The organism is Streptomyces flavofungini, from assembly GCF_014650815.1.
Taxonomy (GTDB): domain Bacteria; phylum Actinomycetota; class Actinomycetes; order Streptomycetales; family Streptomycetaceae; genus Streptomyces; species Streptomyces flavofungini.
Window position 1 is genome coordinate 97,907 of sequence record NZ_BMVR01000008.1, and the last position, 19,479, is coordinate 117,385.

Annotated in this window: 11 protein-coding genes, 1 pseudogene and 1 riboswitch; of the genes and pseudogenes, 5 read left to right on the forward strand and 7 right to left on the reverse strand. The window is 73.4% G+C overall.

Annotated elements, in window-relative coordinates:
• Nucleotides 1-48 precede the first annotated feature (48 nt).
• The 5 genes from IE274_RS21865 to IE274_RS21885 form a co-directional block, all read right to left on the reverse strand.
• Nucleotides 49-1,278, reverse strand: coding sequence for a hypothetical protein (locus IE274_RS21865; RefSeq protein ID WP_190117560.1), 1,230 nt, complete (start codon nt 1,276-1,278; stop codon nt 49-51).
• Between the two features lie 108 nt (nt 1,279-1,386).
• Nucleotides 1,387-2,382 carry a hypothetical protein gene (locus tag IE274_RS21870; protein WP_190117561.1) on the reverse strand — a complete coding sequence of 332 codons (996 nt, stop codon included), beginning with the start codon at nt 2,380-2,382 and terminating at the stop codon, nt 1,387-1,389.
• A gap of 156 nt (nt 2,383-2,538) precedes the next feature.
• The gene (locus tag IE274_RS21875) at nt 2,539-3,723 is read right to left on the reverse strand and encodes a VWA domain-containing protein (RefSeq protein WP_190117801.1); all 1,185 of its coding nucleotides are present in this window, start codon (nt 3,721-3,723) and stop codon (nt 2,539-2,541) included.
• Between the two features lie 71 nt (nt 3,724-3,794).
• Nucleotides 3,795-6,542, reverse strand: coding sequence for a DUF5682 family protein (locus tag IE274_RS21880; RefSeq protein WP_229909720.1), 2,748 nt, complete (start codon nt 6,540-6,542; stop codon nt 3,795-3,797).
• Entirely contained in the window at nt 6,539-7,720 is a 1,182-nt protein-coding gene (locus IE274_RS21885) for an ATP-binding protein (RefSeq protein WP_229909721.1), read from the reverse strand. Before IE274_RS21885 ends, IE274_RS21880 begins: the two co-directional genes overlap by 4 nt.
• Before the next feature lie 209 nt (nt 7,721-7,929).
• Here IE274_RS21885 and IE274_RS21890 point away from each other — a divergent pair, with 209 nt between their 5' ends.
• Together IE274_RS21890 and IE274_RS21895 are read left to right on the forward strand one after the other, a co-directional pair.
• Nucleotides 7,930-9,312 (forward strand): SWIM zinc finger family protein, encoded by a 1,383-nt coding sequence (locus IE274_RS21890; RefSeq protein WP_190117562.1) that lies wholly within the window; start codon nt 7,930-7,932, stop codon nt 9,310-9,312.
• A 185-nt stretch (nt 9,313-9,497) separates the two neighbouring features.
• Complete coding sequence (locus IE274_RS21895) at nt 9,498-11,120, forward strand: DUF5691 domain-containing protein (protein WP_190117563.1); 1,623 nt, start codon at nt 9,498-9,500, stop codon at nt 11,118-11,120.
• Between the two features lie 151 nt (nt 11,121-11,271).
• Here IE274_RS21895 and icmB read toward each other — a convergent pair whose 3' ends face one another.
• The gene (gene icmB / locus IE274_RS21900; protein WP_030361455.1) at nt 11,272-11,688 is read right to left on the reverse strand and encodes a coenzyme B12-dependent isobutyryl CoA mutase small subunit; all 417 of its coding nucleotides are present in this window, start codon (nt 11,686-11,688) and stop codon (nt 11,272-11,274) included.
• Nucleotides 11,689-12,146: 458 nt separating this feature from the next.
• Here icmB and IE274_RS21905 point away from each other — a divergent pair, with 458 nt between their 5' ends.
• Both IE274_RS21905 and IE274_RS21910 read left to right on the forward strand, forming a co-directional pair.
• On the forward strand, nt 12,147-13,001 hold the full coding sequence (locus tag IE274_RS21905) for an esterase/lipase family protein (RefSeq protein ID WP_190117564.1): 855 nt from the start codon (nt 12,147-12,149) through the stop codon (nt 12,999-13,001).
• Between the two features lie 268 nt (nt 13,002-13,269).
• On the forward strand, nt 13,270-14,970 hold the full coding sequence (locus IE274_RS21910) for a M23 family metallopeptidase (RefSeq protein ID WP_229909722.1): 1,701 nt from the start codon (nt 13,270-13,272) through the stop codon (nt 14,968-14,970).
• Nucleotides 14,971-15,148: 178 nt separating this feature from the next.
• On the opposite strand, the gene IE274_RS21915 is transcribed toward IE274_RS21910, so the two are convergent.
• Nucleotides 15,149-17,743, reverse strand: a complete 2,595-nt coding sequence (locus IE274_RS21915) for an ATP-dependent DNA helicase (protein ID WP_190117566.1) — start codon at nt 17,741-17,743, stop codon at nt 15,149-15,151.
• 298 nt (nt 17,744-18,041) lie between these two features.
• Nucleotides 18,042-18,198, forward strand: a riboswitch (cyclic di-AMP (ydaO/yuaA leader).
• A gap of 8 nt (nt 18,199-18,206) precedes the next feature.
• On the opposite strand from IE274_RS21915, the pseudogene IE274_RS21920 reads away from it, so the two are divergent.
• Nucleotides 18,207-19,429 (forward strand): annotated as a pseudogene (locus IE274_RS21920) (C40 family peptidase).
• Nucleotides 19,430-19,479 lie beyond the last annotated feature (50 nt).

The window sequence follows — 19,479 nt, forward strand, 5'->3', positions numbered from 1 at the left end:
GTCGGCCGGTGCGCGGCTGCGCGGCGGCCGTCGTACGGGCGGCCGGGGTCAGCCGTTGTACGTCGACTGGTACGCCGCGTCGTACACCGGCAGGCCCGTCGCGCCGCCGCCCGGCAGGTAGTCCGGGGTGACCACGCCCGTCACGTCCCGCGCGCCGGTGACGGCGTTCCCCGCGAGCGACCCCGCGTCGGCGCCGACCGTGCCGGTCAGGTCCTCGGCGAACGGCTGCACGTCGGCGACCACCCCGCCCGCGAACGGGCTCACCTCGCCCACGGCACCCCGCACGAGGCCGTCCGCGCTGCCGCCGACACCGCCCACGACCGGGCTGACCTGCTCGGTCACCGACTCCACGAGCGGCTGCACCGACCCGACCACACCACCGGCGAACGGCTGCACGTCGTCCGCCACGACCGCCTGCGCGAACGGCGGCACGTCCGCGACGACGCCGCCCACGAACGGCTGCACGTCGCCGAGCACGCCCTGCGCCAGGTAGCTCACGTCCCCGACGGCGCCCAGCGCGACCGGGACCACGCCGTCGACGGCCGTCCCCGCGACCGGGGGCAGCACGGAGTCGGAGGCGCCGTCGACGGTCGGGCCCGCGGTGGTGAGGGTGGCCGCGGCGAGGTCCTGGGCGCCTCGGGCGGTGCCGCCCGCGTCGACGGTGCCGACCGTGCCGTCGACGGCGTGGGCGGCGTCGATGCTGTCGAGCTGGGGGGCGCCGATGCCGTCGAGCTGAGGGGCGAAGGCGGAGAGGGGGCCGAAGAGGTAGTCGATCTCCCCGACGCGCTGGGGGTCGACGTCGGCGACCTTGCCCTGCGCGACGTCGGCGACCTTGCCCTGGACATCGGCCTTGTCCTGGACGGTGTCCCGGACCTTGTCCCGCAGGCCGGAGGCACCGGAGACATCGGAGGCACCGGAGACACCGGAGACACCTGAAATGTCGACCTGATCGTCCACGCCGGAGACGGTGCCGCGCACGCCGGACACCTTGTCCTGCACGCCCGAGACCGTGCCGCGCACGCCGGACACCTTGTCCTGCGCGTCGGTCACGGTGCCATGGACGTCCCGCACGACGGGGGCCTTCTTCTGGACGTCCTGGACGCCCTTCTGGACGTCGTCGACCTCACCCTTGGCGTCGGCGGCGGCGTCCGCCGCCTGGTCGGGCACGGCGACAGAGTGCGCGGGCAGTTCGTCCGCGCTGGCGACGGCCGAGCCGAGCGCCCACGCACCGGTGACACCGGCGGCTATGACAATGGAACGGCGAATGTTCTTGTTCATGCGTACGTCTGATCCTTCGGATTCGTGCTGGCTGTGGAACCGGCCCTGCGACCGGCGGGCAGACCCGTGCCGCCCCCGCGCGGCGGGTCGAGCGGGGAACGGGCCGCCCTAGCCAGGGAATTCGAGGATGTCCCGGTGTCTCTCGCGCACCGGCGCGGCATCGGCCGCCACCCGGGGCCCGGCCACGAGGCGGACCCCACCACGGCCACCGGAGCCGACGGCACCCGGATCGGCGTGACGCTGCGCGCTCCCGTCACCCGCCGACTGACCGCTCGCACAACCACCGGGCCGCCCGGGCAACGGAGCCCTCTCCGGCCCACCGTTCCCGTGCTCGCCGAACGCGGCCCCGCCGCCGTCCCGCGCCTCGTCGCCACGACGGTCACCGAAGCGATCGCCGCTCGCCGGGGTCCAACTGCCATAGGGGTACGAGGAGTCGAGACGCGGCCCGTACGCCGCATCGCCCCGGTCCTCGTCACCGCTGTCCCGGCCGCCAGGACCGCCACGACCGTCGTGGCGCGGACGCTCGGCGCCGCGCCCCCGGTGTCCGTCGTCAACGCCGGATCCTCCGGGCCCTGTTGCCCCGGTCCCGCCGCCATCGCCGTCACGCCCGGCGCCACCTCCGGCCCCCGGCAGCAACACCTCGGGCAGCACGCGCTGCGGCTCGGCCACCAAGCTCTTGGCCTTCGGCACCAACCGCCCCGCGTCGGACAACAGCCGCCGCGGCTCCGCCACCACGCGCCGGGCCTCGGGCGCCACGCGCTCACGCTCGGGCAGCACCCGACGCGGCTCCGAGAGCGTCGCGCTCCGCGCGGGCAACGCCCGCCCCGGCTCAGGCAAGGCCGTGGACGGTGCCTCGTGCGCACCCCGCGCCGCCTCGTCGGCGACCTCCCGTACGGGAGGTACCGCGGGCTCCACCACGGGCCGAGCCACCCCCCGCACCGCGTCCACCGCGTCGCCGCCTTCCGCCGCCCGCGCCCGCTCCCCGCACACGAGGCCGATGACGACGAACCCGGCGAGCAGCACCAGCACCCGCAGCGCGCGCCGCCCGACGACCGCGCGCACGAGGCGCACCGCCGTACCGGACCGAACGACTGCGGAAACCAAGGCGGGAACGACCTTCCGTGAGAAGCCTGCCAAGAGGCCTGCGAAGCAACCCCCAGCGGCCCGGAGGGACGGGCGCGCAGCACGCGGAACCACTCGCTCCGCGTGGGCGGGGCGTCGATACTCGCACGAGGGTGCGGCCGTCGCGCAAGTCCCCTGTTACCGATGCGTATGCATGTCCGGTATGGGCAGCGGCCGCTTCTCGATCGCCGCCGCCATCACGTCCGGGAAGAGGTCGGGCGTGCAGGCGAACGCGGGCGCGTCCAGCGCGGCGAGCGCCGCCGCGTGGTCGCGGTCGTACGCGGGCGCCCCTTCGTCGGACAGCGCGAGCAGCGTCACGAACTGCACGCCGGACGCCTTCATCGCCGCGACCCGCTTCAGCATCTCGTTGCGGATACCGCCTTCGTAGAGGTCGGAGATGAGGACGACGACGGTCTCCGCGGGCCGGGTGATCTGCGCCTGGCAGTACGCGAGCGCCCTGTTGATGTCCGTACCACCGCCGAGCTGCGTACCGAACAGCACGTCCACGGGGTCGTCCAACTGGTCCGTCAGGTCCACGATGTTCGTGTCGAACACGACGAGCCTGGTGCTGATGGACCGCATCGAGGCGAGCACCGCCCCGAACACGGAGGCGTACACGACGGACGCCGCCATCGAACCGGACTGGTCGATGCAGAGGATGACGTCCTTCTTCACCGACTGCGCGGCCCGCCCGTACCCGATGAGCCGCTCGAGGACCACCGTCCGGTACTCGGGCAGGTAGTTCTTGAGGTTCGCCGCGATGGTGCGGTTCCAGTCGATGTCGTGGTGGCGCGGCCTGCTGACGCGGGCGCTGCGGTCGAGCGCGCCGGTGAGGGTGGCGCGGGTGCGGGAGGCGAGCTTCTTCTCCAGGTCGTCGACCACCTTCCGTACGACGGCCCGCGCGGTCTCCTTCGTGGTCTCGGGCATCGCCTTGTTCAACGAGAGCAGCGTGCCGACCAGATGGACGTCCGCCTCGACGGCCGCCAGCATCTCGGGCTCCAGGAGCAGCGCGGACAGGCCGAGCCGGTCGATGGCGTCACGCTGCATGACCTGCACGACGGACGAGGGGAAGTACGTCCTGATGTCCCCGAGCCACCGCGCGACGGCAGGCGCCGAAGCCCCGAGCCCGGCCGAACGCCCTTCCCCCCGCTCCTTCTTCCCCCCACCCCCGTAGAGCGCCCCCAACGCCCCGTCCATCGCCGCGTCCCGCCCGCCCAACTGACACCCGGTCCCATCGGCCCCGCCCCCACCGAGCACCAACCGCCACCGCCGCAACCGCTCCCCCGCGGCCCCCGCCACGTCCACGCCCCCACCACCATCCATGTCCACGCCCCCCTCACGGTCCACGTCCACGCTCCCCACGCCGTCCACCTCACCCATGCCTACGTCCCCCATCACGCCACCCCCGCCAGCGAGCTCCCACGCAACCCGTCACCCTCCACAACGCCGGGCGGCCCTCCACCGCCATCCACAGCACCGCCTCGCCCCGCACCACCTCTTCCCGGCCTCTCCGGCCCATCCCCGAGCCCCAACAACAGCCCCACCACCGGAAGCACCGCGTCCGCACGCCCCGGATCCAGCTCGGCCCCGAAGCCGGACACACCCTCGGCCGGGGGCACCGCCGCACCGGACTGCCCCGGCCCCCGACGCACCAGCTCGCCCAGACTCCGACGCACACCCGTTTCGTACGCGCCGAACGTGCGCCGCAGCAGCGGCAGTACGTCGACGAAGGCGTCCGCCGAAACCCCCGTCAGCCACTGGTCGACCAACCCGAGCAACCGCTCGTCGTGCACGAGCAGCAGCCCGCCCCCGGCGCCGCCCCCAAGGAACCCCTCGATCCAAGCGGCGGCCTCACCCGGCTCGGTACCAGGCGACAGCGCAAGCCCCACAAACCGAGCGGCCTCCCCCTCCGCGAGCACCCCGTCATCCATCAACAGCCGAGCACACCGCCCCCGAACACCCCCGGCAACCCGCGCACCCCCCACAAGCCCCCGCAGAACCCGCTGCCACCGCGCCCGAACCCCAACGGCCCCTGCCACACCGGCGGTTCCCTCCGAACCTGGCGCGCCCGCCGCCCCAGCCGCTCCCGCTGCGCCCACGGTGCCGGGCACCGCCTCGTCCAACTCCGGCCCCGGCTCACCCGGCCCACCCGGCCCGACCGGGGCACCCGGGGCACCGCCCCCGCCCGAGGCGCCCCCGCCAGCAAGCTCCCCCAAGAGCCCCACCGCCAGGTGAACCGCATCCACATGCCCCCGCATGGCCCCCGCCGCCTCCGCGTCGAGCCCCACACATGCAGGCGGCAACCCCACGAACACACGCTCTGCGAGCCCAAGAGCCACCTCCCCCAGGGCCCCGGTGTCCGTCCCCCGAACATCCCCGTACCGCAGCGACCGCACCAACGCAGGCAGCGCCTGGGCCAGATGCCCGACGTCGGCGTCGAGCGCGGCCCGGTCGGCAAGCACCCGCATCACCACGGGCAACGCCTCCGGCAACTCGGCCAGCAGGCACTGCTCGGCCAGCGCCGTCACCTCGGCCAACGCCCCCGCGCCGACCGCGTCCGCCTCGGCCTTGGCGGTCGCGGCGCCCACCACCGTGGTGCCCCACACCCCCGCCTCGGCGACCCGCACCGACAGCTCGGGCTCCCACCGCAACCGCCAGCTCTCCCGGAACGTGCCCGTGCTCCCGCGCGACTCGACCGGCTCGCCCCAGCCGACGCCGAGCAGCCGCAGCCGGTGCAGCAGGCGGCTGCGAGCGGCGTCGGTGTCCTTGCGGAGGTCGAGTTCCAGCTCCCGTTCCAGCGCCTCCGGCTTGAGCCGAAGCTTGCGCTGGAGCCGGGTGAGATCCCGCTGGAGCGGCACGGCGGGCGCCGCGTCCGGCACCTCGCCGAGGACATCGCCGACCACAAGACGGTCGTGCACGAGCGCGAGCGGCACGTCCGAGCCCTCGCACATCACGGCCCGCACGGCGTCCATCGTCTCGGTGAGCCCGGGCAGCGGCCGCCCCCGCATCACGGCGAGCGTCTCGGCCAGCCGCACCGCCTCGATGACGTGCGCGGACGACACCAGGCGGTCCTCGTCCCTGAGCAGCCCCGCGACCTTGGTCAGCCAGCGCTCGACGGGCCGGTCGAGCGCGCTGAACAGGTGCCCGTACCAGCCGGGCGAGTCGATGCCCGCCCCGTACCCGCTGTGCCGCGACAGCCGCCGGTGCGTCCACGGCACCCACGTCATGTCGACCTTGACCTTGGGCAGCCCCTTGAGCAGCGCCCGGTCGGCGACCACGGACGTCTTCCGGCGCAGGGCGGGCACATGCCAGGCCCCGCAGACCACGGCGACGTGCCCGGTCCCGAACTCCCGCTGTGCCGCCCGCACCTGGAGCCGCATGTACGCCTCGCGCAGCAGGTCCCGGTCGTGCCCGCCGCTGTCGTACGTCTCACGCAGCGCCCCCATGGCCTCGCCGAGCGCCTCGAACGGCGCGAACGCGTCACCGCCGCCCGCACGGTGCTCGATCACGTCCTCCCACCAGCGCTCCGGGTCGTCGTACCCGGCGGTCTCGGCGAGCACCGCCAACGGGTCGACCCTCAGCGTCTCGCCCGCGGCGCCCCCGTCGCCGTTCCCGGAACCGTCCGCTCCCTCAAGGCCGTCGGCCGAGTCCACATCCGGAGCCGGAGCCTCGTCCGGAGCCGGAGCCGAACCAGGAGCCGAATCCTGGGCGCCCCCCTCGCCGCCGGAGCCGCCCCCGTCCCGCGCCTCGTCCCCCTCGCCCCGCGCCAGCGAATGCGCAGCCGGCAGATCCATGAACCGCACCGGCACCCCCCGCCGTACCGCCCACTGGATCGCCACCCACTCCGGGGAGAACTCGGCCAGCGGCCAGAACGCCGACCGGCCCGGCTCGTCCACGATGTGGGCGAGCAGCGCGACCGGCGGGCGCATGTCGGCCTCGGCGGCCAGCGCCACGAGGCCGTCGGCCTCCGGTGGCCCCTCGATCAGCACCACCCGCGGCGCGGCCGCGTCGAGCGCGCTCCGCACGGCCCGCGCGGAACCCGGCCCGTGGTGCCGCACGCCGAGCAGCAGCGGCCCGCCCGCACCGGCTTCCCGCGCGGCGGCACCGCCCCCGGCCGCCGTGCGCTCCTCGGTGGCGGTCATGCGCTGACCTCGCGGCAGGCGCGGTAGAAGTCCTTCCACCCGTCGCGCTCGCGCACGACCGCTTCCAGATACTCCTGCCAGATCACGCGGTCGGCGGCGGGGTCCCGCACGACGGCGCCGAGGATGCCCGCGGCGACGTCGCCGGGGCGCAGCACGCCGTCACCGAAGTGCGCGGCGAGGGCGAGGCCGCTGGTGACCACGGAGATCGCCTCGGCCGTGGACAGCGTCCCGCTGGGGGACTTCAGCTTCGTACGCCCGTCCGTGGTGACGCCGTCGCGCAGCTCGCGGAAGACCGTGACGACGCGGCGGATCTCGTCGATTCCGTCCGGGCCGGTCGGCAGGTCGAGGGAACGGCCGATCTGGTCGACGCGGCGCGAGACGATGTCGACCTCGGCATCGGCGCTCTCGGGCAGCGGCAGGACGACGGTGTTGAAGCGGCGGCGCAGCGCACTGGAGAGGTCGTTCACGCCGCGGTCGCGGTCGTTGGCGGTGGCGATCAGGTTGAAGCCGCGGACGGCCTGCACCTCCTCGCCCAGTTCCGGTATCGGCAGGGTCTTCTCGGACAGGATCGTGATCAGCGAGTCCTGTACGTCCGCGGGGATGCGGGTCAGCTCCTCGACGCGGGCCGTCATGCCGTCGGCCATGGCCCGCATCACCGGGCTCGGCACCAGCGCCGCCCGGCTCGGGCCGTGCGCGAGCAGCCGCGCGTAGTTCCAGCCGTACCGGATGGCCTCCTCCGGCGTGCCCGCCGTGCCCTGCACCAGCAGCGTCGAGTCGCCGCTGACCGCCGCGGCCAGGTGCTCGGACACCCAGGTCTTGGCGGTGCCGGGGACGCCGAGGAGCAGCAGGGCGCGGTCGGTGGCGAGCGTCGTGACGGCGACCTCGACGATGCGGCGCGGTCCCACGTACTTCGGTGTGATCACGGTGCCGTCGGGCAGCGTGCCGCCCAGCAGATACGTCGCCACGGCCCAGGGCGAGAGCAGCCAGCGGGCCGGGCGCGGCCGGTCGTCCTGCTCGGCCAGCGCGGCGAGTTCGGCGGCGAAGGCGTCCTCGGCGTGCGGCCGCAGCGCCTGCTCGGCCCCCTCTTCCACCGCCTCCTCGGTCCCCGCGTCCGGCGCCTCCCCCACCGCCCCGGCGGACGTGGTGGCCGACCCGGCCGACTCCACGGAAACAGACATGTGATCCCCCTCCAGATCGTGCGTGCGTCAGTGCCGCGGCGTGCGCGTCCGGGCAGCACCCACCAGCAACGACGCTGCTGCGCCGACGGCTTGGCCGCGATGTGTCCCACCGTGCACCACGCCACTGACAATCGACCGCGGAACACCCCTGACCTGCGCGGATAATGAGCGCGAGGTCGATTGTCAGTGCCGGGACCTACCTTCGACTCATGACTCAGCAGGGGGTGCGCTGGACGGCGGACCAGGTGCTGGCACTGGCACCTGACGCGTCGTCACAGAAGGCGGGAAGCAGGCTCGGCATCGCCGGGCCGTGGTCGCGGGCGGGAAGTTCCGGCGAGGGGGCCGTGTGGGGACTGTGCAAGGGCAGCGGCAGCAAGCCGTATCAGACGGTGATAGACACGGCGGACGTGGCGGGCCCGGCGTACAAGTGCAGTTGCCCGAGCCGCAAGTTCCCGTGCAAGCACGCGCTCGGCCTGCTCCTTCTCTGGGCCGGGGACGGGGGCGGCGGACGAGCCGTGCCGGACGGGGAGCAGCCGCCGGACTGGGCGCGGGAGTGGCTGGACGGACGCCGCGAGAAGGCGGCGGCGAAGCGGAGTTCACCCGGCGCCGGGCCCGGGCCGGGGGCCGCGGCGCCCGCCGATCCGGAGGCCGCGCGCAAGCGCGCGGAACGCAGGGCGGAGCGCGTCACGGCGGGGGCCACGGAGCTGGAGCGCCGCCTGTCCGACCTGCTGCGCGGCGGCATGGCGGCGGCCGAGCAGGCGGGGTACGGCATGTGGGAGGAGACCGCGGCCCGCATGGTCGACGCCCAGGCGCCCGGCCTTGCCGCGCGGGTGCGGGAGTTGGGCGCCATACCGGCCTCGGGGCCCGGCTGGCCCGCCCGCCTCCTGGAGGAGTGCGCGCTGCTGCACCTGCTCACCTCGGGCTGGCTGCGCCACGACGCCCTGCCCGACACCCTGGCCGCCACGGTCCGCTCCCGTACGGGCCTGCCCGCCCCCGCGCAGGGCACGCCGCTGCGGGACACCTGGCAGGTCCTCGCGCAGTACGACACCGCCGACAACAAGCTGACCACGCGCCGCATATGGGTGCACGGACAGAGGTCTGGGCGCACCGCCCTGCTCCTGTCGTACGGAGCGGCGGGCCGCGTGCCCTCCCTGGCCCTGCCGGTCGGCCTGGCCCTGGACGCCGAGCTGGTCCCGTACGCCGCGGACCCGGCGTCCCGGCAGCTCCGCGCCGACCTGGGCGAGCAGTTCACGGCACCGGCCCCCACCACGGGCCACCCGCCCGGCATCTCGCCCACCGAGGCGACCGCCCGGTACGGCGAGGCGCTGCGCGACGACCCCTGGCTCGACACCTGGCCGGTCACCCTCCACCGGGTCGTCCCCGTCCCGAACGGCCCGGACTGGCAACTGGCCGACGCCGCCAGCGAGACAGCCCTGCCGATCACCCCCACCGCCGCGTCCCGCGCCGGCCTGTGGCGCCTGGTCGCCCTCTCCGGCGGCGCCCCGCTCACAGTCTTCGGCGAATGCGGCCACCAGGGCTTCACCCCACTGTCGGCGTGGCCGCACGCGCAGGCGGAGACCGTACGGCTGTGACGCGCGCGGTCGACGTAGGAGTCGGGCCGTCGGCGTCGCACGACGGCGCCTCGCGCGGCGGACCGGGCCGCGGGACCACGTACTCAAGAAGACCTTCCAGCAAGGCCGTTGAAGGCACTCGGCGTCTCGACAAGAAGTTCTCGACACGAAGCTCTCGACACGAGAGTCAAGGAGAAGGAGGGGAGATGACCCCACCCACCGCGCACGCGGAAGCAGCCGGGCGGCACGCCCGCACGCCCTGGGAGGAGCTGGTCACGGCGGCGCTCCTGGGAACGGACCGGCGCACCCCGCCGCTCACCGCCCCCGGCAGGCAGGCCCCGGCGGCCCTGCTGGACGCGGCCGCCGTCCAGACCGTACGACGCCGGGCGGGCCTGCGCCCCGCCCCCGCGGCCGACCGCCCCGCCCCCGCGCCCGCCGACCCCCGCCCCGTCGTCCCGGCGGCGGCCCGGCGCAGGCTCGCGACCCTGCTCGCCGACCACCCGAGCGCGAGCGGCGGCCGCCGAGGCACCGCACCCGACCTGATGGAACTGCTGCCCCAGTGGCTGGCCCTGGCCGGCGACCGGGGCTTCACGGCACCCCCGGAGCTGCTGCCCGCCCTCCTGAACGCGGCCCGCGGGCGCACCGACCTGCGCCCCCAGGCCCTGGCCTTCGCGGGCCCGCGCGCCCAGTGGCTGGCCCGGTTCAACCCGGACTGGAAGTTCGCGCTGCGCGCGGCGCCGGGCAGCGCCCCGGAGACCGGCCCGCAGGGGCAGCGGGAGCTCCAACGGCGCTGGCAGGAAGGCCTGTTCGCGGAGCGCGTCACCCTCCTCGCCACCCTCCGCGCGCACGCCCCGGACGACGCCCGTGAGCTGCTGTCCGACACCTGGACGACGGAGCGGGCGGAGGACCGGCTGATGTTCCTGGACTCGCTGCGCACGGGGCTGGGCGGGGCCGACGAGCCGTTCCTGGAGCAGGCGCTCGGCGACCGGAGCCGCAACGTCCGGTCCACGGCGGCCGAGTTGCTGTCCGCACTGCCGGGTTCGGCGCTGGCCGCCCGCATGGCCGACCGGGCCGCCTCCTGTGTGGCCCTGGACCGCACGGCGGGCCGACCGGAGCTGACCGTGGAGGCGCCGCACGAGTGCGACGCGGGCATGGAGCGGGACGGCGTCGCGCCGAAGCCGCCCGCCGGGCGGGGTGAACGCTCCTGGTGGCTCGGCCAGTTGGTGGAGTCCGCACCCCTGGCGACCTGGCAGCGCCGCCTCGGCGACCGCACCCCGGACGACATCGTGGCGCTGCCCGTGGCCGACGGCTGGCGCGGCGAACTGCACGCCGCCTGGTGCCGCGCTGCCGTACGGCAGCGGGACACGGGCTGGTCGAGGGCGCTGCTCGGCTCCCCGTCGGCACCGGACGCGGCCGGCCCGGGCGCGGTGTCCCTCGCGGAGCGCGCCAAGCTCCTCACCACGCTGCCCGCGGCCGAACGGGCCGAGTGGGTCGCCGGGTTCATCGACGCCCACGGCCTGTCGGAGGCGTTCCAGCTGCTCGGCGTGTGCGCGGTGCCGTGGGCGCCCCCGCTGGGCCGCGCGGTGGTGGACGCGCTGAACATCGCCCGGGACGCGGGCAGCTACCCGTGGAGTTTCAGCGGTGTGATGGGCCTGGCGGAGCGCTGTCTGGACCCGGCGGAGGCGGTACGCCTGGAGGCCCTGACGGCGACCCCGGACGAGCCCGAGGACGCGTCCCCCGGGGCGGGCGGCTACTGGTCGGAGGCGTTCCAGCGCCTGGTCAGCACGTTGCGCCTGCGGGCGGCGATGCGCGCGGAACTGGACGGTTGAGGTGGGGTGGCCGGGCGAGGGCCGCGTGGCGCGGGGGAGCGCACGGCACAGCCACCCCGGCCCCACCGCCGCAGCGGCGCCCACGGAGCGGGGGCCCACCCCGAACCGCGAGACCCTGGAGGGCCTGGAGGGCCTGGAGAACCGCAGAGGCCTACGCCTCGGTCGGCTGCCGCACGTTCTCCCGTACCCACTCCACGATGGCCGTCGTCGTCGCCCCGGGCGTGAAGATCTCCGCGACGCCCTTCTCCTTCAGCGGCGGAATGTCCTCTTCGGGGATGATCCCGCCACCGAAGACCTTGATGTCCTCCGCGTCGCGCTCCTTGAGGAGTTCGATGACCCGGGCGAAGAGGGTGTTGTGGGCACCGGACAGGATGGACAGGCCGATCGCGTCGGCGTCCTCCTGGATCGCGGTGTCGACGACCTGCTCGGGCGTCTGGTGCAGGCCGGTGTAGATGACCTCCATGCCGGCGTCGCGCAGCGCCCGCGCGATCACCTTGGCCCCGCGATCGTGGCCGTCGAGCCCCGGCTTGGCGACCACCACGCGGATCGGACCGGCTGCCACACCCATCACTGCCTCCATGTACAGAGAGCCCTCTGCGGAATCCCGTCGTGCCGGAGATCCAGCGGTCCCGGCACGGACACCCCGCGCCGCACCGGCCGGGTAGGTGAACGAACGTTATCTCCAGCATCGCGCAGCCCGCAGTTTCGTGGTGGAGAGCGAGGGGGAAATCACACGGTGGGACACGTTCGCTGCGCGCCGCTCCCGTATGCAACCGGCACATGGGCCGGATCCGCCCCGGCACCCGGGCCGGATCCCACCCGGCGCCCGGGCCGCGTCGGGGACCGCGTGAGGGGAGCCACCGCGAGGCCGCCACACCACCGCGCCGTCAGCCGCACGGCGCGGTGGTGTCGGCGCATCGCCAAGGAGTACGCCACGCCGTGGGGACGGCAAGGCCCACCTCCGGCTTCCCACTAGGGGTACACGGGGGACAGAGCCGCCTTCCGTGTGCCGACCGGGAGGTCGACATGACAATCACGAGGGTCCAGCCCTTTCGCCGCTGCGGCGCCCTGCTGCCCGCCAGCCTCGCGGGCCTGCCGCTCGCACTGCTGAAGGCGACCGCGCTCGAGTTCGTGATCCTCGCCGGACACCTCCTGCTGTATCCATCGGGCATCACCCAGGAACGCCGGGCAGTTCCCCCGCCGCCCTCACCGGACGCCCCCCGGCTGCCCGCGACCGACAAACCCCCGGTCCTGCTCCTGCACGGCTTCATCGACAACCGCTCCGTGTTCGTGCTGCTGCGCCGCAATCTCGCCCAGCACGGCAGGCAGCACCTGGAGTCCCTCAACTACTCGCCGCTGACCTGCGACATCCGTACCGCCGCCGAACTGCTCGGCCGCCACATAGAGGAGATATGCGAGCGCACCGGCCATGACCGGGTGGACATCGTCGGCCACAGCCTCGGCGGCCTCATCGCCCGTTACTATGCGCAGCGCCTGGGCGGCGACGCCCGCGTCCGCACCCTCGTCACCCTGGGCACGCCGCACTCGGGCACCCGGGTGGCGCCGCTCGCGGACGCGCACCCGATCGTGCGCCAGATGCGGCCGGACTCGGACGTGGTGGCGGAGCTGCGGGAGCCCGCGCCGGGCTGTCGTACGCGGTTCATGAGTTTCTGGAGCGAGCTGGACCAGATCATGGACCCCGTCGAGACGGCCTGCGTCGACCACCCGGACCTGCTCGCGCGGAACATCCGCGTCTCCGGCATCGGCCATCTCGCCCTGCCGGTGCACCCCGCGGTGGCGACGGCGATCCGCCAGGCCCTCGACCTCGCAGAGTCGGGCATGGCCCCCGCCGCGTCGGCCGGTGGCCTCACGGTGGCCTGACCCGGCGTCGGATTCCGGTTCGCCGCAGCCGGACGGGCGGCTCCGGATTCCGGTTCCGCACGGCCCGATCCGGACGCGATCCCACCCCTCGCACTCGAACGAACCTCGAACACAGAGCCAAAGCTGTGCCCGGGGACCGCCGAAAGGCGGCCGAATGACCGTTTCCGGCGAGCAGGAAACCTGACGAAGATTGTCGCGCCCGCGTACCGCCGGGTACAGTCGCGGCACTGCTCTGCCAGCCCATGCTGTCGAGGCGAAAGAGAAGTTGGTGAACGACCGTCACCCGTCGGAGACCCCCGCTCCGGCCCCGGCACCCGACGCCGACTGCCCGCCCTATGGGTCCTACGACCAGCAGGGCGCGCAGCACGTCGGCCACCTCGGGTACGACGGCTATTCCACCGGCACCTTCTCCACCACCGCTTTCAACGCCCCTGACGGCTATGGAGCAACGGGCGGCTTCGACACTTCCGGTTCCGGTTTCGCCGTGCCCGCCGCGGGCTTCGCGACCGACCCGCTCTTCGGCGATCTGCCGGGCGGCCACGACACCGGCCAGTGGTCCACGACCGGCACGCAGCAGACCCTGACGTACGACGCGTACGCGGCCCAGCCCGGGTACGACACCGGCACCCACGACACCACCGCCTGGGGCACCTCCTTCCAGCCGCTGTCGGACATCCCCTCCCAGCCGGGCCCGGACTCCGGCGCCACCTGGGACGCCACCGCCTGGAACGAGTCACCGGCGACCGGCCAGTGGGCCACGCAGGTCTTCGACACCGGCGCGTACGACGCCACCGCCTGGAACTCCGGCGGCCACGACGCGTACGACACCCCGCAGCACGACACGTACGAGGCACCCCAGCACGACGCCTACGAAGCCGGGCACCAGCACGACGCGTACGGCGCCCCGCAGCAACACGACGCCTACGAAGCGCACGACACGGCGTACGACACGCAGAACGGTTACGCCGTCCAGGATCCGTACGAGGCGCCGGCGGCCATGGGCCCCGAGGCGTACGGGTCCGGCGACACGGCGTACGACGGCGACGACGCCACGCACGCGTTCCTGCCCGACGAGGCGTCCGGCGATCGGCTCGGCGGCGTCGAACCGGTCACCGAGCACGCGGAGCACGGCGATCGGGCCGACGACGAGCGCGCCGACCTCAGCGACTACGCGCCGGTGGACCGCCCCGAGCGCTCCCGTTCCGCCCGGTCGGCCGCGCCCCGTGGGCGGTCCCGCTCGCGCCGCTCCCCCGCCAAGCGTTCCGCGCTGTTCACCGTCGCGGTGCCGTCGGCCTGCGTGATGGGCGTCGCCGGTGTGGCCGCGGCCTCCGTCGGCGGTCTCGGCGGGGGCGACGACGGCAAGGACACGCAGGCTTCCGCCCCGGACCCGGCGACCGTGAAGCCGTCCACCGCCAACAACAAGCTCGACACGCAGTTGGCGAACCTCTCCGCGGACGCGGGCGACTTCGCGGACCGCGCGAGCCGCACGCAGGAACGCATCGACCTCAAGGCCCAGAAGGTCGCCGCGCACAAGCAGGCCGTCGCGGAGGCCGCGCGCAAGGAGCGGCTGCGGCCGAAGTTCTCGCTGCCCGTCGCGCAGCACGGCCTGAGCGCCTACTACGGCCAGGCGGGCGTCAACTGGATGTCCGCGCACTCCGGGATCGACTTTCCGGTGTCGTACGGCACGGAGGTCAAGGCCGCCACCGACGGCACGGTCTCCACGAAGTACAACAGCGCCTACGGCAACATGGCGATCGTGACCGCCAAGGACGGCACGGAGACGTGGTACTGCCACCTCTCCACGCACAAGATCGCGAGCGGCCCCGTGAAGGCGGGCGAGACCATCGCCTTCTCCGGGAACTCCGGCAACTCCACCGGCCCGCACCTGCACTTCGAGGTCCGCCCGGGCGGCGGCTCGGCGATCGACCCGCTGCCGTGGCTGCGCAGCCACGGGCTGGACCCGACCTAAAGCCCGCCGCTCTCTCCGTAGGACATTGCTCTCCCCGTAGGGCGCTGCTCCCTGTAGGGCGGCGTCGGTCTTCCCGTAGGCCCGCGTCAGCGCATGCGGCATCTCCCCGAAGGGTGCAACTCCAGCCCCCGTCACTGGAGTTGCCCTTAGAGAGTGTCCCTCTTACTCCGAGTGAGGGCTACAGCTTTTCCACCGGCGCGTACCTCAACAGCAGCCGCTTCGGCTTCTCCTCGCCGAAGTCGACCGTCGCCTCGGCGTTCGCCCCGGTGCCCTTCACGCCGACCACCGTGCCGAGTCCGAACTGGTCGTGCGTGACGCGGTCGCCGATGGCGAGCGAGACCACCGGCTTCTCCGAGGCACGGCGGGTGGCGAAGCCCTGCGCGCCGCCCGCGCGCGAGCGCGACGACGACAGCGAGGCGGCGACCCCGGCGGCGGGCCCGGACGACGCGGGCGCGCCGACGGATCCCGTCCGCTTCCAGTCCAGATGGGCCTCCGGGATCTCCTCCAGGAAGCGCGACGGCGGGTTGTACGACGGCTGGCCCCAGGCGCTGCGCAGGGTGGAGCGGGTCAGGTACAGCCGCTCCCGCGCGCGCGTGATGCCGACGTACGCGAGCCGCCGCTCCTCCTCCAGCTCCTTGACCTGGCCGAGGGCGCGCATGTGCGGGAAGACGCCGTCCTCCATGCCGGTCAGGAACACGACGGGGAATTCCAGGCCCTTGGCGGTGTGCAGCGTCATGAGCGTGATGACTCCGGAGCCGTCGTCCTCCTCGTCGGGGATCTGGTCGGAGTCGGCGACGAGGGCGACGCGCTCCAGGAAGTCGGAGAGCGACCCGGCGGGAGCGGCACCCTCCGGGGGCTCGGCACCCTCGACGGCGGCGGCCTCGGTGCCCTCAGGGGCCGTCTCGGCGCCCTCGGCGGCCGCCCCCGCACCCTCGGCGGCGGTGTTCGCCCCTGCGGCGGTGTTGTTGTCCTGCTCGAACTCCAGGGCCACGGCGGCCAGTTCCTGGAGGTTCTCGATGCGCGTCTCGTCCTGCGGGTCGGTGGAGGACTGCAGCTCGGCCAGGTAGCCGGTCCGCTCCAGGACCGCCTCCAGGACGACTGCGGGGCCCGCGCCGGACTCCACGACGGTGCGCAGCTCCTCCATGAGCGTGTTGAAGCGCCGCACGGCGTTCGTGGAGCGGGCCGCCATGCCGTACGCCTCGTCGACGCGGCGCAGCGCCTGCGGGAAGGAGATCTTCTCGCGCTGCGCGAGGGCGTCGATCATCGCTTCGGCGCGGTCGCCGATGCCGCGCTTCGGCACGTTCAGGATGCGGCGCAGCGGGACGGTGTCCTCGGGGTTGGCGAGCACCCTCAAGTACGCGAGGACGTCGCGGACTTCCTTGCGCTCGTAGAACCGCACGCCGCCGACGACCTTGTAGGGCAGGCCGACGCGGATGAAGATCTCTTCGAAGACGCGGGACTGGGCGTTCGTGCGGTAGAAGATCGCCACGTCGCCGGACTTGGCGTCGCCCGCGTCGGTGAGGCGGTCGATCTCGTCGGCGACGAACTGGGCCTCGTCGTGCTCGGTGTCCGCCACGTATCCGGTGATGCGGGCGCCCGCGCCCGCGTTGGTCCACAGGTTCTTGGGGCGGCGGCTCTCGTTGCGCTCGATGACGGCGTTGGCCGCGGTCAGGATCGTCTGCGTGGAGCGGTAGTTCTGCTCCAGGAGGATCGTCGTCGCGTCCGGGTAGTCCTCCTCGAACTGGAGGATGTTGCGGATCGTGGCGCCGCGGAAGGCGTAGATGGACTGGTCGGCGTCGCCGACGACGCACAGCTCGCCGGGCTCCTGCCCCTCTCCGGAGGGGCCCACCAGCTCGCGCACGAGGGCGTACTGGGCGTGGTTGGTGTCCTGGTACTCGTCCACCATCACGTGGCGGAAGCGGCGGCGGTAGTGCTCGGCCACGTCCGGGAAGGCGCGCAGCAGGTTCACCGTCGTCATGATCAGGTCGTCGAAGTCGAGGGCGTTGGCCTCTCGGAGCCGCGACTGGTACATCGCGTACGCCTGGGCGAGGGTCTTCTCGAACCCTCCCCCAGACTCCGTCTGGGAGGTGCCCCCAGCGGCCTGGCCCGCGAAGTCCTCCTCGTCGATCAGCTCGTTCTTCAGGTTCGAGATCTTGGCGCTGAAGGACTTCGGCGGGAACTTCTTCGGGTCGAGGTCCAGGTCGCGGCAGACCAGGGCCATCAGGCGCTTGGAGTCGGCGGCGTCGTAGATCGAGAAGGAGGACGTGAAGCCCAGCTTCTTGTACTCCCGGCGCAGGATGCGCACGCACGCGCTGTGGAACGTCGACACCCACATCGCGCCCGCGCGCGGGCCGACGAGCTGCTCGACGCGCTCCTTCATCTCGCCCGCGGCCTTGTTCGTGAACGTGATCGCGAGGATCTGGCCGGGGTGCGCGCCGCGCTCCGCGAGGAGGTACGCGATGCGGTGGGTCAGCACGCGCGTCTTGCCGGAGCCGGCGCCGGCGACGATGAGCAGCGGGGAGCCCGCGTGCACGACGGCCGCGCGCTGGTTCTCGTTCAGGCCGTCGAGCAGCGCCGCCGGGTCGATCGCGGGGCGGGGGGCACCGTCCCGGTAGTACGCGTCCCGGGGTGCGGGCGCGTCGAACTTCCCTTGGAACAAGTCGTCCGGAATGGGCTCCGGAGCGCTGTCCTCGGGCGGCGGCGGGGGTTCCTCGTCGTGGCCCTGCGAGGGCTTGAGGTCCGCCAGGAAGCTGTCGTCAAAGAGGCTGCTCATCGCCTCCCGAGTCTAGGCGGCCCCACTGACAACCCGCCCCGGGTTCCACGAGCCGGTCCCGAGCCCGTCCCGGATCCGGCCACCGGGGCCCGCCCGCACCGGGTTCTCCGCTCCGCGCACAGGCCCCGTCACGCTGCGCAACGACCGCGCCCTTCCGCGTCATGGCGGCGCCAAGGGCCTCGTAAAGTCACGAAAATGTATCGGGCATATCGAACATCATCCTTCCCTCGTGCCACGGGAGTTGGCTAGCGTGCTCCGCGGGCCGCACGTCCCCCCACCGGCGATCCCCGCCGGTCACGCGCGGCCTCCGCCGAGTCCGACGCGTTCGGAGCCGGGGACCCACCAAGTTTTTTGGGGTGAATCCGTCCCGTACGACGTACGGGACGGTAGGGCAGCCTTCCGAACCACCCGCCCGAACCCGACAGCTAACCCGGTAGGCGGTCCACGGAAGGAGTCGCCAGCTTTGGCGTCGCACCGCAAGCCGCGCAGCCGCTCAGCCCTCATACGCACGACCCCGGCCCTTGGCATCACGACGGCCGCCCTGACGTCGGTGGCCCTCCTGTCGCAGAGCGCGAACGCCGCGCCGTCCGCCCCCGCCGAGCCCGGGAAGCCCAGCCTCGAAGAGGTCCAGAAGAAGGTCGACGACCTCTACCAGCAGGCCGGTGTGGCCACGCAGAAGTACAACTCGGCCAAGGAGCGCACCGACAAGCAGCGCAAGAAGGCCGACCGGCTCCTGGACGACGTGGCCAAGCGCACGGACCGGCTGAACGAGGCCCGGCAGGAGCTGGGCTCCTTCGCCGCCGCGCAGTACCGCACCGGTGCCGTCTCCGAGACCGCCACGATGATGCTCGCCGACGACCCCAAGGGCTTCTTCGACCAGAACCACCTCGCGGACCGGCTCACCAGCCGCCAGAAGAAGGCCGTCGACGACTACCAGACCCAGCAGGTCGCGGCGACCAAGCAGCGCACGAAGGCCGCGAAGAGCCTGAAGTCGCTGCAGGACTCGCGCGACGACCTCCGGTCGAGCAAGCAGACCGTCCAGACCAAGCTGACCGAGGCCCGCTCGGTCCTGTCGAAGCTGACCGCCGAGGAGAAGGCGCGAAGGAGGCCGCCAAGCGCAAGGCGGCCGAACTCGCGCGCAAGCAGGCCGCGGAGGAGCGGGAGCGGAAGGCGAAGGAAGCCGCGGAACGGCGCGAGCGGGAGCGTGAGCGGGGTCAGGACGAGGGCTCGGGGTCCGGTTCGGGGTCCGGTTCGGACAGCGGCTCGGGGGCGGGCTCCGGCTCGGACACGGGTTCCGGCTCGGGTTCGGGCTCCGGCAGTACGGACGGCAGTTACGCGGCCAAGGCCCAGAAGGTGATCGCCTTCGCCGAGAAACAGATGGGCAAGCCCTATGTGTGGGGCGCCACCGGGCCCGGCTCCTACGACTGCTCCGGGCTCACCCAGGCGGCCTGGAAGACCGCCGGGATCTCGCTGCCGCGCACCACCTGGGACCAGGTGAAGGTCGGCACGACCGTGCCGACCTCCAAGGCCAAGCCGGGCGACCTGGTCTTCTTCTACGACGACATCAGCCACGTAGGGATCTACATCGGCGACGGCAAGATGATCCACGCCCCGAAGCCGGGCGCGAACGTCCGCGTCGAGTCGATCTACTACATGCCGATCCACAGCGTGGTGCGGCCCGCGTAATCGCTGTCTGCGGCCCACGTAATCGCTGTCTACGTAGAGGCACGAAAACT

Bases quoted from the DNA above. Each gene is read 5' to 3' on its own strand.
- IE274_RS21865 (WP_190117560.1), bottom strand. From the start codon at position 1,278: ATGAACAAGAACATTCGCCGTTCCATTGTCATAGCCGCCGGTGTCACC.
- IE274_RS21875 (WP_190117801.1), bottom strand. From the start codon at position 3,723: ATGGATGGTGGTGGGGGCGTGGACGTGGCGGGGGCCGCGGGGGAGCGG.
- IE274_RS21880 (WP_229909720.1), bottom strand. From the start codon at position 6,542: ATGACCGCCACCGAGGAGCGCACGGCGGCCGGGGGCGGTGCCGCCGCG.
- IE274_RS21885 (WP_229909721.1), bottom strand. From the start codon at position 7,720: ATGTCTGTTTCCGTGGAGTCGGCCGGGTCGGCCACCACGTCCGCCGGG.
- IE274_RS21890 (WP_190117562.1), top strand. From the start codon at position 7,930: ATGACTCAGCAGGGGGTGCGCTGGACGGCGGACCAGGTGCTGGCACTG.
- IE274_RS21895 (WP_190117563.1), top strand. From the start codon at position 9,498: ATGACCCCACCCACCGCGCACGCGGAAGCAGCCGGGCGGCACGCCCGC.
- icmB (WP_030361455.1), bottom strand. From the start codon at position 11,688: ATGGGTGTGGCAGCCGGTCCGATCCGCGTGGTGGTCGCCAAGCCGGGG.
- IE274_RS21905 (WP_190117564.1), top strand. From the start codon at position 12,147: ATGACAATCACGAGGGTCCAGCCCTTTCGCCGCTGCGGCGCCCTGCTG.
- IE274_RS21915 (WP_190117566.1), bottom strand. From the start codon at position 17,743: ATGAGCAGCCTCTTTGACGACAGCTTCCTGGCGGACCTCAAGCCCTCG.